Source organism: Fictibacillus phosphorivorans (genome assembly GCF_007673525.1).
GTDB classification, from domain to species: Bacteria; Bacillota; Bacilli; order Bacillales; family Fictibacillaceae; genus Fictibacillus; species Fictibacillus phosphorivorans_C.
In genome coordinates this window covers 1,470,273-1,483,373 of record NZ_VDZU01000001.1, presented here as the reverse complement: position 1 = coordinate 1,483,373, position 13,101 = coordinate 1,470,273, and the positions used below count along the sequence as shown (strand labels likewise).

The 13,101-nt window shown below is 38.5% G+C and carries 16 protein-coding genes; 5 read left to right on the top strand and 11 right to left on the bottom strand.

Annotation, left to right across the window (positions count from 1 at the left end):
- The first annotated feature begins 177 nt into the window (after positions 1-177).
- Entirely contained in the window at positions 178-717 is a 540-nt protein-coding gene (locus FS458_RS07130) for a DUF1189 family protein (protein ID WP_186320480.1), read from the top strand.
- 31 nt (positions 718-748) lie between these two features.
- Here the strand turns inward: FS458_RS07130 and FS458_RS07125 are convergent, their stop codons facing one another.
- Entirely contained in the window at positions 749-1,624 is an 876-nt protein-coding gene (locus tag FS458_RS07125; protein ID WP_144699044.1) for a DUF1002 domain-containing protein, read from the bottom strand.
- Between the two features lie 168 nt (positions 1,625-1,792).
- On the opposite strand from FS458_RS07125, the gene FS458_RS07120 reads away from it, so the two are divergent.
- Both FS458_RS07120 and ispG read left to right on the top strand, forming a co-directional pair.
- Positions 1,793-2,116, top strand: coding sequence for a LysM peptidoglycan-binding domain-containing protein (locus FS458_RS07120; RefSeq protein ID WP_144699042.1), 324 nt, complete (start codon positions 1,793-1,795; stop codon positions 2,114-2,116).
- 101 nt (positions 2,117-2,217) lie between these two features.
- Positions 2,218-3,330 carry a flavodoxin-dependent (E)-4-hydroxy-3-methylbut-2-enyl-diphosphate synthase gene (gene ispG / locus FS458_RS07115; RefSeq protein ID WP_066396210.1) on the top strand — a complete coding sequence of 371 codons (1,113 nt, stop codon included), beginning with the start codon at positions 2,218-2,220 and terminating at the stop codon, positions 3,328-3,330.
- A 621-nt stretch (positions 3,331-3,951) separates the two neighbouring features.
- Here ispG and FS458_RS07110 read toward each other — a convergent pair.
- The 9 genes from FS458_RS07110 to FS458_RS07070 all read right to left on the bottom strand — a co-directional run bounded on the left by FS458_RS07110 (position 3,952) and on the right by FS458_RS07070 (position 10,221).
- Positions 3,952-4,332, bottom strand: coding sequence for a DUF4190 domain-containing protein (locus FS458_RS07110; RefSeq protein ID WP_144699040.1), 381 nt, complete (start codon positions 4,330-4,332; stop codon positions 3,952-3,954).
- 115 nt (positions 4,333-4,447) lie between these two features.
- Positions 4,448-4,660: a DUF1540 domain-containing protein gene (locus tag FS458_RS07105; RefSeq protein WP_144699038.1), complete on the bottom strand. Its 213-nt coding sequence runs from the start codon at positions 4,658-4,660 to the stop codon at positions 4,448-4,450.
- A 69-nt stretch (positions 4,661-4,729) separates the two neighbouring features.
- Positions 4,730-5,143 (bottom strand): Fur family transcriptional regulator, encoded by a 414-nt coding sequence (locus FS458_RS07100; protein ID WP_144703375.1) that lies wholly within the window; start codon positions 5,141-5,143, stop codon positions 4,730-4,732.
- Between the two features lie 8 nt (positions 5,144-5,151).
- Entirely contained in the window at positions 5,152-6,000 is an 849-nt protein-coding gene (locus FS458_RS07095; protein ID WP_144699036.1) for a metal ABC transporter permease, read from the bottom strand.
- A gap of 12 nt (positions 6,001-6,012) precedes the next feature.
- Complete coding sequence (locus FS458_RS07090) at positions 6,013-6,789, bottom strand: metal ABC transporter ATP-binding protein (protein ID WP_144699034.1); 777 nt, start codon at positions 6,787-6,789, stop codon at positions 6,013-6,015.
- 123 nt (positions 6,790-6,912) lie between these two features.
- Complete coding sequence (locus FS458_RS07085; RefSeq protein WP_144699032.1) at positions 6,913-7,566, bottom strand: HAD family hydrolase; 654 nt, start codon at positions 7,564-7,566, stop codon at positions 6,913-6,915.
- A 102-nt stretch (positions 7,567-7,668) separates the two neighbouring features.
- Positions 7,669-8,589 (bottom strand): metal ABC transporter substrate-binding protein, encoded by a 921-nt coding sequence (locus FS458_RS07080; RefSeq protein WP_144699030.1) that lies wholly within the window; start codon positions 8,587-8,589, stop codon positions 7,669-7,671.
- A gap of 13 nt (positions 8,590-8,602) precedes the next feature.
- A complete protein-coding gene (locus FS458_RS07075; RefSeq protein WP_144699028.1) occupies positions 8,603-9,475 on the bottom strand; it encodes a metal ABC transporter permease in 873 nt (290 codons plus the stop codon).
- Positions 9,472-10,221 (bottom strand): metal ABC transporter ATP-binding protein, encoded by a 750-nt coding sequence (locus tag FS458_RS07070; RefSeq protein WP_144699025.1) that lies wholly within the window; start codon positions 10,219-10,221, stop codon positions 9,472-9,474. The genes FS458_RS07075 and FS458_RS07070 overlap by 4 nt, the downstream gene beginning before the upstream one ends.
- Positions 10,222-10,512: 291 nt before the next feature.
- On the opposite strand from FS458_RS07070, the gene FS458_RS07065 reads away from it, so the two are divergent.
- Together FS458_RS07065 and FS458_RS07060 are read left to right on the top strand one after the other, a co-directional pair.
- The gene (locus tag FS458_RS07065; RefSeq protein ID WP_144699023.1) at positions 10,513-11,772 is read left to right on the top strand and encodes an NCS2 family permease; all 1,260 of its coding nucleotides are present in this window, start codon (positions 10,513-10,515) and stop codon (positions 11,770-11,772) included.
- A 100-nt stretch (positions 11,773-11,872) separates the two neighbouring features.
- Entirely contained in the window at positions 11,873-12,133 is a 261-nt protein-coding gene (locus tag FS458_RS07060; RefSeq protein ID WP_066396234.1) for a DUF2624 domain-containing protein, read from the top strand.
- Between the two features lie 62 nt (positions 12,134-12,195).
- Here the strand turns inward: FS458_RS07060 and FS458_RS07055 are convergent, their stop codons facing one another.
- Positions 12,196-13,089: a deoxyribonuclease IV gene (locus FS458_RS07055; protein ID WP_144699021.1), complete on the bottom strand. Its 894-nt coding sequence runs from the start codon at positions 13,087-13,089 to the stop codon at positions 12,196-12,198.
- Positions 13,090-13,101 lie beyond the last annotated feature (12 nt).

Genomic DNA, 13,101 nt, shown 5'->3' with positions numbered 1-13,101 from the left:
AATGTTTACAGCTCCTTATTAACTATCATTTATCAACCTACGCCATTATCTCTATTTGTATTGTTTGTGTAAATAAAAACAGAGCATTTGTAACATTACCTTTACAATTGAAGCATATTGTCGAAAGTTCCCGGTTCATGTACACTAATTATGCTAACAATTAAAGGAGCTTCTCATATGAAATTACATATCCGTTTTGCTAAAAGCTTGTGGTCTTTCAAATCAATTGCAAGTTTCCGTTTCTTAGGGGTCGGCAGTACCATCATGTATGTATTATTGTTAACTCTGTTATGCATGATACCTGTTTTTAGCTTATTTTTAGCTAGCCTTTTGTCTAAAAATAATCCGTTGAACAATTTTGAAAGTTTTGGGTTGAACCCTGATCAAATGCAAAACTTCGCCTCCACATTGGACGGCATTTTCCCTATCATCATTGCCGTCATTTATGTAGTGATGTATGTACTCTTTTCAGGAATTTTGTTTTCTGGTGCCTCTATATTAGCAGTCCTAGCCATACCTGTTGCAAAACTTCTTAAGAGAAGACAGTCATATAGACATCTTTGGGTACTATCTTGTTACTCCATCACCATTCCATCAATATTATTAACAGCCCTTTTCTTTGTAAACGTACATATCCCTTATTCATTTCTGTGGTTTTGGATGTTGGCTTTTCTCATTTGTGTTATCTCTATCACCAAGATTCCAAGAAAAAAATAAAAAAGCGGCCTGGTAGCCGCTTTTTTTATGTCTATTTAAAGAGAGATCTAATCGCATCAATGATAGCCATAAAGAAATCGATTATCTTTTGAAAGAAGGACTGTGTCTCTTCATCATTTAAAAAATTACCAAGATTATCACTGATGTCCTTTAACCCATTTTGAACTTGATCCCAATCAATATTTAGATCTTTCATCTTATTAAACAACGCAAGTAAACCGTTCAGTTCTTCTTGTGTAAGTTCAATCCCCATGTCTTTTGCCACTTTTTCAATCAAAGCTCGCAGATCTTCTTCTGACTGTACCGGATTTTTTGCAATTTCTTCTTTGACACGTGTCATCAGCTCAGTGGCTTCTTTCGTTCCGATTCTCTCACCAAGTTCTGCAGTCTTTACCATCTCTTCATTCGCCACTTGTTTTTGAGCTTCTGGAATCTCAATCTGCGCTGTAGATTCGTACGCTTTTATGATACCTGTTAAAGCTGCAGTCCCTGAAACTTCAAATGGTGCTGTTACATAGATCTTTGCATCAGTCACACCTGCAGTCGTTAAAGCGTTCATATACATTTCTTCTGTTACCCAATTAATATTATTGGTCTCAACCGATAATCCTTGGTCTTTATCACCAATTGTAATCTTTGTAGACGAGATGGCTTTAGACCCGATTTGTGCTTTTGAAATATAGTTGCCTAAATATTGATGTTCTTCTTCGTTTGTAACAACTACAGATTCGACATCAGGAGGAACGTCCATTTCTTTTAATAGTTCGTTTTTTTGTTGTTCTGTTAAGTTCTCACCCAATGTAACGATAATGTCGCCAGGTGCAGCATCAGCATACATTGTTAAAGGAGCAATAAATAGCGCTGCGGTCATTATAGAAAGCAGAGCAAGGATTTTCGCTTTTTTCATTAATTTCACCTCTCCAATCGGTACAACTACAAAGATACGCAGAAATTCATTTTTTTCTGTCCTTCCGCCTTTCCATTTTACACCATGCTCAAGAAAGAAGTCACTTTAAACTTGTCATAAAGAAAATGGACAAGCATATAGTAACATATGCGAAAGGAGAGGGATTTTATGAAACGATTCATAAGGGTTTGTGTAATCATGTTAATTTTATATGTGGTAGCTTATGATTTAAAAATCGGGACACTCCCTCAGTCTAGTCCAGCCAACGCAGAAATACATACAGAAAGTAAAAAAGATAAGAACAAACAAAATTTTAAAACCTATGAAGTAACACCTGGAGACACACTAATTTCTGTTGTAGAAGAACTGAATTCAAATAAAAATTATTCTATTGTATCTATGCTGAAAGACTTTAAATCACTTAACCCTGATGTGAATCCTGAGAATATACAAATAGGTAAATCCTACAAATTCCCTTTGTATCATAAGTAAGTGAGATAACATTACTTGTCAAAACAAAATGTTCCCTGCTAAAATGAACTGATGATAGGACAGAATAATACTGTCAATTTGAAAAAAGGAGCGATTCACCAATGAGTGAAATCACCCACCGTTCTAAAACAAGACCTGTAAAAGTAGGAAACTTAACAATAGGTGGTACTGATCAGGTTATTGTACAAAGTATGACAACTACAAAGACACACGATGTTGAGGCTACAGTAGCCGAAATCTTACGTTTGGAGGAAGCGGGCTGCCAAGTGGTACGTGTCGCATGTCCAGATATGCGTGCTGCAGAAGCGATCGCAGACATAAAGAAGAGAATTAATATCCCACTAGTCGTAGACATTCATTTTGATTATAAGCTTGCGCTGAAAGCCATCGAAGGTGGAGCTGACAAGATTAGAATCAACCCAGGTAACATCGGTCGCCGTGAAAAGGTTGAGGCTGTAGTAAAAGCCGCAAAAGAAAAAGGGATTCCGATTCGAATCGGTGTTAACGCAGGCTCACTTGAAAAGAAATATCTTGAAAAGTACGGTTATCCTACAGCAGATGGTATGGTCGAGAGTGCTCTACACCATATTAAAATTCTAGAAGATCTTGATTTTCATGATATTATCGTTTCCATGAAAGCATCTGATGTTAATCTTGCTATCGAAGCTTATGAAAAAGCTGCAAAAGCCTTTGATTATCCATTACACCTTGGGATTACAGAATCAGGTACACTTTTTGCAGGTACCGTAAAAAGTGCTGCAGGACTAGGCGCGATCCTTCATAAAGGGATCGGAAACACCGTTCGTATCTCGCTAAGTGCAGACCCTGTTGAAGAAGTTAAGGTTGCACGTGAACTATTGAAATCTTTCGGACTTCTTTCCGATGCTGCCACATTGATTTCTTGCCCGACATGCGGACGAATTGAGATCGACCTCATTTCAATCGCAAATGAAGTGGAAGAATATATCTCAAATGTGCGTGCACCGATCAAAGTTGCTGTACTTGGATGTGCTGTTAACGGACCTGGAGAAGCTCGTGAAGCGGATATCGGAATCGCTGGAGCTCGTGGTGAAGGATTGTTATTCCGCCACGGAGAAATCGTAAGGAAAATTCCAGAAGATCAGCTATTAGATGAACTTAAGAAAGAAGTCGACATTTTAGCAAAAGCACATGAAGAAAAATTAAAAGCTGAAGCTGCGGCTCAGCAAGTATAAATTCGAAACAGCTCCCATCTTCGGGAGCTTTTTTCTTTTGCTATAATCGATCTTTGCTTTTTCAAAAAACTGTTTTCGTATACATTGGTGTTTCCTGAAAGTAGTTGATTTCCGCTCCAGGTTGCACGCTTTCCATGGGGCAAACGGTGAGCCTCCTGCCGCTTTGCGCCATTAGGAGTCTCCACCAGCCCGCTCCAAGGTTGTCTCTCTGCTCCTGCGTCTACAAGTCTATGCTAAAGAAGTGAATCTCCTCGTCGCATGCCTTGCAAGAAGCTCCTCATGTGGCAGGCAGGCAACCTTACGCTACAATCAACTTGCTAGAAGAAGAAATGAAAACGTTCTAAAAGCAACAATCTTACAGAAAAGGACTTTTTCTTTTCTTCGAAGATGGATTGATTGGAGTGCAAGGTGCGAGACTCTCGGCTAGGACAGGTGGGCAGGTGAGACACTTAAAAGTGAAACGTCCAAATGTGGCTCCGCCTGCCCCACGGAAAGCGGGCAATCTGAAAGGGAAATCAATTACTTCCACAAGCTACAAAGCCTGCTCAAACTGTAATTTTAAAGCCCTTTTACTCCATAAAAAAGAAGAAGCGATTAGCTTCTTCTTTGCTCCTTTTTCCTTTAAAAGAATGGTGCAAAAAACAACGAAATGATAATCGATACGACTCCAATTCCGATCGCCCAATTACCAAGCGAATGTGCACCTTGTCTTCTGGCAATGAATCCGACAATAATACCCGCTGCCCCAAACAGCACAGGAAGTATGAACAAAGATAAAACAGATAGGATGATTGCGATGATTCCAGTCGCTTTACCTCCTGCTCTTTCCCGTGAATCTTCGTGTTCATGTCTGTGATCGTCGTCTACATCTGAATAACGAGGTCTCTCATTCTCAGGTAACGTCATATCACTTCTTACAGGAACCGGTACAGCTTCCGCAGCCATCTCTTCACGAAATGCTGCTTCATTATTAATAGTACGTTCATCTCTTTCGTATGCCATGATGATTCCCCCTCTTATCGTGTTAAGGAGCGTTCTTATTATGGCTTTAAAGTAACGTTTTCATAGATGTTAGTTTATGGACATTGAAAAAGAGGCCCTCTTTTGGCCTCTTTGTTTAATGTTTTGCTTTAAACGTGTGACAGCATGTTTCAGCTGTATCGTGGGCAGCATCTTTATGAGCTGCATCACCATGGAGGCTACCGTCTGCACTCATGTCAATAGACATATTTGCATGTTTGTCGATCTCAACAAGAATAGCATCTGCTACACAGTTGTTACCTTCCCCCCAATACGTACAATTCGATACATTACATTTAACTTCAGGCATAAAAAAACCTCCTTTCACTTTAGCTTGGCTAAATAAAAGGAGATACATACTCCATTCGTTATAAAAAGTTTAATTTTTGCACGCTTTACAATAACCATAGATCTCAAATTTATGTCCTGTCACGTCAAAGCCGTTCAATTCACTGTCTAACACTTCCATCGGACACGTATGAATGGACTTCGTACTTCCACATGTAAGGCAGATCAAGTGATGATGATGTTCATTATGTGAACACGTAAATCGAAACTTTTTCTCCCCTTCCCACTCTGTTTCTTCGAGTAATTCTAACTCGACAAAAGTGGTTAGATTTCGATAGATCGTATCAAAACTAAGACCAGGATACTTATCTTTAAGTGCTTCTTGAACTTCTTTAGCTGTAAGATATCTCTTTTCACGAGCAAATAATGAAAGAAGATCTTTTCTCTTTTCTGTATACTTATAGCCCTTTTCCTTTAGAAGGTCCATTGCCTGTTCGATCGTCATCGCAAATTTCACAAGTGACCCACCTTTCTGGAACCTGTAAATTTTTTATAAAGAATGGTTAAGAACAATATAACAACCAAACATAAAACAATCGTTCCACCTGATGCTAGATCAAGGTAATATGACAGAAACATACCGGCGATGACTGAAATCTCACCAAAAAGAACTGAAAGCCAAATCGCCTGCTTAAAGCCTTTAGCGATTCGAATACTAGCTGCAACAGGTAACGTCATAAGTGCTGAAACTAACAAAATACCTACAATTTTCATGGAAGCAGCAATAACTAAAGCCGTTATTGCCATAAAAGCAACTAAGATCCAGTTGCTTCGAATGCCAGATAGCTTTCCTTGCTCTTCGTCGAAAGATAAAACAAATAATTCTTTGTACATGAAAAATACAAACAAGAGTACAACAACAAGAATCGCAAAAACGGTCCAAACATCTGAACGTTTAACAGCAATGATACTTCCGAATAGATAGTTGAACAGATCTGTGTTGAAACCATCTGCCATTGAAATGAAGATTACACTCAGACCGATTCCCGCAGACATAATGATAGGTATAGCAAGCTCTTCATAATGCTTGTACACTTTTCTTAGCTGCTCAATAAAAATAGCTCCACCTACCGAGAACGCCATCCCCATGTAAATAGGATTAGCTGCAGCAAAGAAGGAAGACCATTTTCCTAAAAGTAAATTAGCAGCAATACCTGCTAATGTGATATGAGACAAAGCATCTGCGATTAACGCTTGCCTTCTTACCACAATAAAAACCCCTAATACAGGAGCAAGCAAGCCAACCATGATTCCTGTTAAGAAGGCATTCTGTAAAAATTCGTATTTTAAAAACGGTAACATGTGTTCCTCCCCTTACTCGTGACCATGATCATGGTGAAGAACATGAACATGATGACCATAAAAAGCAGACATATTTTCAGATGAGCTCTCTTCAAACTCTTTTGTATTTCCATGAAAATGAATCTGTTTGTTCAAACAAGCTACATCTGTTACATAATTCGTCATCACACCGACATCATGAGTTACCAACACAAGCGTCATGTTATTCTCACGATGAAGTTCTTTAAGCATCTTATAAAAAGAGTCTGATGATTCCGTATCGACTCCAACAGTTGGCTCATCTAATATTAATAGTTCGGGATCGCTTACTAGTGCACGAGCAATAAAAATTCGCTGTTGCTGTCCTCCAGATAACTCTCCTATGTTCTGGTGGGCATACTGATCCATTTTCACTGACCTTAATGCTTCCCATACTTTGTTCTTATCCGAAGCTTTTAAGAATCTAAACAATCCCACTTTACCAAAAAGCCCCATCGATACGACTTCGAACGCGGTTGCAGGAAAGGCTGTGTTAAAACTATTTGCTTTCTGTGAAACATACCCTACTTTGTCCCAGTCATTAAATTTATTTACTTTTTCCCCAAAAAGAAAAACATGTCCTTCTTGAGGCTTTTGTAGCCCTAATATACATTTGATTAGTGTAGATTTACCTGAACCATTCGGACCAACTAGTCCAAGGAAAGATCCTTTCTTAATCTCCATCGTTACATGCTGGAGAACATTTTTATCGCCATAATGAAACGATAAATCATCTACACGAATGGCTATCGATCCTATATTGTTATTCATGATTAACCTCCGTGAGAAAAATGAAAATAAGTAGTAATGAGTACGATTTAAACTGTCTCATAGTATACACGAATTATGAACAAAGTAAAACAACATGCTCTATGAGCATGCCTATAAACGTTTTTATTTCATACCTTTTATGAGTCTCCTAACATGGCGCAGCAAATCTTTTGGTCGGATGATTTGATCGGCCTCTTTTAGGTACTTTTCTTCAAGAGTCGTTTCAACGGCCAAGCAATAAGCTCCTGCACTCTTGGCAGATTGTATACCAAGTGGTGCGTTCTCTATAACCAGCCACTCTGCTGGCTTAAAAGAATGTCGATCCATAGCTAATAAATACGGTTCAGGCGATGGTTTTCCTTCTTTCACATCATCTCCAGTAACAATTATATCAAAAGTAACAGGCAGTTTACTTAAAACTTCAGAAACAAATTCTTTTCTACTGCCTGTAACGACTGCAATAGGAATGTGCTCATCACTTAAGGCTATAAGTGTAGATACGGTTTCTTCTATAAATTCATATTGTGCATGTTCCTTAAAATAATCTCTTTTTTGAACATATATACTTTCGATCAACTCTTCATTAACTTCGACATTAGAATGATTAAAAACATCTACGATTGTCTTTTTTCCTGGCATTCCTTCTCTTAAGTAAAAGACGAGTTCTTCATGATCAAAGCCATTTATATTAAATGCATGCCGCCACGCTTCAACATGGTGACGCATCGTATCAACAATCACACCATCCATATCAAAACAGACTGCTTTTATATTCATACCTTTTTCCACCTTTATTGCAAACTTCACTCTACGTATTATAAAGCATTGTTTAGTAAAAACAAAAAGAAGCTGAACATTTTCAGCTTCTTTTTATAATTCTTATTTTAACCCCTCAATAATCGTTTCTGTGTTCCATTCCATCATTTTTTTATAAGTGTCTCCATCTTTACCAGGCTTACCTAGAGAATCGGTAAACACTTTTCCTTTAATAGGAATACCTGTTTCCTTAGATACTGTTTCCATACTTCTAGCGTCGACACTTGTTTCAACGAACAGAGCTGGAACGTTTCTTTCTTTTAGGAAATCGACTAAGCTTTTAATCTGCTGTGGTGAACCTTGATTATCAGAATTAATCTCCCAAACATAAGCCGTTTCCATGTTGTAGGCTTCTCCAAAATATTTGAACGCTCCTTCACTTGTTGTAAGTACGCGTTTCTCTTTAGGGATCTTGCTTAATTCTGCGATAGTTTTGTCGTGAAGAGCTTTTAATTCACCAATATATTCTTCAGCGTTCTTTTGATAGTATTCTTTATTTTCTGGATCTTCTTTCATCAATGCATCTCGAATGTTTTCAACATACTTGATCCCATTCTCAATATTCAGCCATGCATGTGGATCATATTGTTTTTCAAGACCTTTAGATTCCAGATGGATCGCATCTACCCCTTCACTAACACGGTAAACAGGTGCATCTTTACCATCTTTATCAGCTGTTTTCATCAATTTGTCAAACCATGAATTTCCTTCTTCAAGATTTAAACCATTATAGAAAACTGCATCTGCATCCGTTGTTTTTAAAACATCTTCTGGAAGCGGATCATATTCATGTGGATTCGAACCAATAGGTGCTAAGCTATGAACTTCTACCTTGTCACCTCCGACATTCTTAACTAAATCATAGATGATAGAATAAGTAGCTACGACTTCTACCTTTTCTGATTCATTTCCACCCGCACTGCATCCAGCTGCAGCTGCTAATAATGTTCCTGCTAAAAAGAGCTTTGTTACTTTATTAAACATACTATCATCCTCCCTATTTCTCTAACAGTTCTAGCCTGTTTTTTCTAGATTTGTGCGCTTTCCAAACGATTCCTTGTGATGGTGAAAAGAAGAACGCGAGTGCAAACAGAAAAGCTGAAACTAATACGATCGTTGCACCTGATGCCAAGTTATACGTAAAGCTGAAATATAAGCCAAACACAGAAGAGATGACACCTATTAATGCAGAAAGATAGATCATGACCGACAATCGGTTGGTTAATAGATAAGCCGTAGCTGCCGGTGTGATCAGCATCGCAACTACTAAAACGATTCCTACCGTTTGCAGCGATGCAACTGTGACCATCGTTAAAACGGCCATTAAACAATAATGAATCCATTTGTTAGGCAATCCATAGCTTTGTGCCATAGTTGGATCGAAGGTTGAAACGAGAAGCTCTTTGTAAAATAGAACAACTAACCCAATTACCAGTACACCGATTCCAAGTGTGATCCACATGTCACTCATTCGTACTGCAAGAACGTTACCAAAAAGAATATGATAAAGATCGGCAGAGCTTTTCATCATGGTTATAATGACAATTCCTACAGCAAACATACTCGTAAACATGATTCCTATAGCCATATCATGTTTGATCCTGCTGTTCTGACTCACATATCCGATTCCGATCGCAGTAAGAACCCCAGTTATAACAGCTCCAAAGAAAAAGTTAATCCCTAACATATAGCTGATCGCAACACCAGGCAACACAGCATGAGAGATCGCATCCCCCATTAAAGCCATGCCTCTTAAGATGATGAAACATCCTACAATTCCACAAATAATACCTACAACTACTGAGGTAAATAACGCTTTTTGTAAAAATTCATATTGAAACAACGCTTGAAAGAATTCAAAAATACTCATGATGTCACATTCACTCCTTTAGGCTGAAGAAATGAGAACTGGTTGGCGTAAGCTTTTGTGATCACCTCTGGCTGAAGAACTTCTTCAGATGCACCGTAATGAATCATATTCTTATTCAATAGCAGCAAATGATCGAAGTAGGATTCAGCTTTACTAAGATCATGATGTACGACCAGAATGGTCTTTCCTTCTTTTTTTAGATCTCTCAAAATATGAATGATCGTTTCTTCACTTGCAACATCAATCCCCACGAAAGGTTCATCGAGAAAGAACAACTCTGCTTTTTGAGCCAATGCTCTTGCAAGGAATACCCTTTGCTGCTGTCCTCCTGAAAGTTCACCGATCTGTCGATCACTGAACGTTTCCATACCTACCGTTCTCAAACACTCATATGCCCATTCTTTATCACTTTTTGAAGGGCGCTTAAATAATCCCAATTTTGGATATGTTCCAAGCAATACCACGTCAAATACTGTGATCGGAAAATCCCAGTCGATATCTGAGCGCTGCGGAACATATGCGATTCTTTTTCTCCATTTTTTAAGCGGCTCTCCAAATACCTCTACATCACCTTTGTCTCTTGGTATTAAATGTAAAGCAGCTTTCATCATAGTCGATTTACCGGCACCATTAGGCCCAATGACCCCCACTAAACTACCTTGATTCACTGAGAATGATATATCTTTAACTACTTGGTTCCCTAAATAAGACACGTACAAGTGATCTATCTTTAGTGCTTCATTCATTGAAAAAGACCTCCTTTTTCATTCAGTAACTTTTTTTGCCCAAGCGCAACTTTAATATAAAAAAATAATCCCTTCACAATTGTATGAAATGAATAGAAGGAAAGTGAATATTTTCGGAAGAAGTAAATGTTTCCTTTAGGCAACTTTTTTACTTAAGTCAAATTATATAGTGTGGACACAAGATTGTAAACGATTTTTTCTAGCCATATTTCTACATTTGCTATATAATCAACTCTGGCAGGAAACTGCTGGGTGGGAGAGGGATGTTTTTAAGATTTAAGGAAGGAACAAATGGAACAAAATCAAGTTTCACTAAAGAAAGAAGTACTTGCAGGGATCACCTCATTTTTCACCATCGCTTATATTATTGTCGTTAATCCACTAATATTAGCAGATGCTGGTATGCCGTATGAGGGAGTAGTTCTAGCTACGATCCTTACTTCTGTAGTTGGGTGTCTGATCATGGGGCTGTATGCAAAGGCTCCGATCGTATTAACGCCAGGCATGGGGGTAAACGCGTTTTTCACGTATACTATCGTGCAAGGTATGAATTTAAGCTGGCAAGAAGCTCTTGCTGCTGTGGTGATGTCTGGGATATTCTTTTTAATCGCAGCTTCAACACCTTTAAAGGACATACTTTCAAAAAGTATTCCGCAATCATTGAAACATAGCATAACAGTAGGAATCGGCTTGTTTTTAACGTTTATTGGGTTACAAAAAGGCGGTATCATCGAAGCGAGCTCTGCAACTTTTGTAAAGTTAGGACATTTAGATCGTCCCGACGCAATCCTGACAGTAATCGGCCTTTCGGTAACACTGGCTCTGTTTCTAAAAAACGTAAAAGGAAGTTTTCTGATCGGGATTGCTTTGACCACTCTTGTAGGATTCTTTATGGGCCATACACAAGAAGTGAAAGGCATGTCTGATGGATTCTCTTTTAAACCGTTTGGTGAATTATTTTTTGCGTTTGATTTTTCAGGGATAACAGAGCTTTCCTTTTGGATCGCAACGTTCTCATTGACCATGATCATCACATTCGAGAACATGGGATTGTTATACGGCTTATTACCTGATCAAGAAAAGTTTCCAAAAGCTTTTCAAGCGAATGCAGCTTCATCAATCGTTTCTGGTTTATTCGGAACTAGTCCTACGATCTCCACGGTAGAGAGTGCATCTGGAATACAAGAAGGCGGCAGAACGGGGATAACAAGTATTACAGTTGCTGTATTGTTCTTCTTATCCATGTTTGCAGCACCTTTCATAGCCTATATTCCTGATGGGGCTATCGCTCCTATCTTGATTATCATTGGCGGTCTGATGGTTCAGCAGATTCAGCATATTCCTTTTGCTGATTTTACAGAGATGTTTCCATCATTTCTTATTATTGCGCTCATACCTTTAACGTACAGCATCGTGGATGGTCTTGCATTTGGATTTATCGCATATCCACTTGTTAAATGGATGTCCGGACAGAAAAAACAGGTTACAGCACCGATGTATGTGATCGCCTTTTTATTCTTTATGAATTTTATTCTTCATACAATTGTATAAAAATATAAACAAAAAGACTTTGGACAATATTCCAAAGTCTTTTTTTAGCACTTTCTTCCCTCCTTCCTCATACAATGAGAAAGTCGGGAGGGATTTCTAAATGAATCCAATCATTGTTCATTTTGTAAATCAGAAACTTAATTCGATCAGTCCGAACGAACTGATCTCACTTGCCGCGCAATATCAGCTTCCCATTTCACAAAAAGAAGCCGTACAGATCGTAAACATATTGCGAAGGCAGACAATTGATATCAAGAATCTATCACAGCGTAAGATGATCATTGCTACCATCGCAAAAGAAGTTAGCCCTGAAAAAGCGAACTATATCCAATACTTAATCCAAACGTACATTGATAGGTAACACAAAAGAGCCGCACAGCTGTGCGGCTCTTTATCTTTTTACATTAATCAGTTGTGCAATAGTTATGCGTTCAATAACTTGTTCTGAAGTTCTGGATCGAATGTTTTTGCTTTGATCATCTCGATCTCTAATTGATATGGAGGTCTTTTGTTGTTTTTATCAGTACCTACATAAGGTGTTTCAAGAATTTTTGGGATATCCTTAAATTGCTCGTGATGAACGATGTAGTTTAAGGCATCGAAGCCAATATGTCCAAAGCCAATGTTTTCATGTCGGTCTTTAGCAGCTCCCGTTACATTTTTGCTGTCATTGATGTGGAAAACTTTAATACGATCGATTCCGATCAGCTTATCGAACTGGTTCATTACTCCATCAAAATCATTAACGATATCATAACCTGCATCATGAGTATGACATGTATCAAAACAAACAGATAGTTTTTCGTTAAGCGTTACACCATCAATAATCTGTGCAAGTTCTTCAAATGTCTTGCCGCATTCAGATCCTTTACCTGCCATTGTCTCTAGTGCGATTTGAACATTCTGCTCTTTCGTTAATACTTCGTTAAGCCCCTCGATGATCTTCTTAATTCCGATCTCGGAACCTTCTCCAACATGTGCTCCTGGATGAAGTACGATCTGTTTTGCACCAAGTGCGTCAGTTCGTTCGATCTCTCTTCTTAAGAAATCGACCCCCAGCTCGAACGTTTCCGGCTTAACAGCATTCCCGATGTTGATGATATACGGTGCGTGAACAACAATGTCAACGATACCGTTCTCGATCATGTGTTTCGTTCCAGCTTCGATATTAAGGTCTTCAATTTTTTTTCGTCTCGTGTTTTGGGGTGCACCTGTATAGATCATAAAAGTGTTGGCACCATATGAAACAGCTTCTTCACTCGCAGCGAGAAGCATTTTTTTACCGCTCATTGAAACGTGAGATCCTAGTTTAATCATATTTTCCCCTCT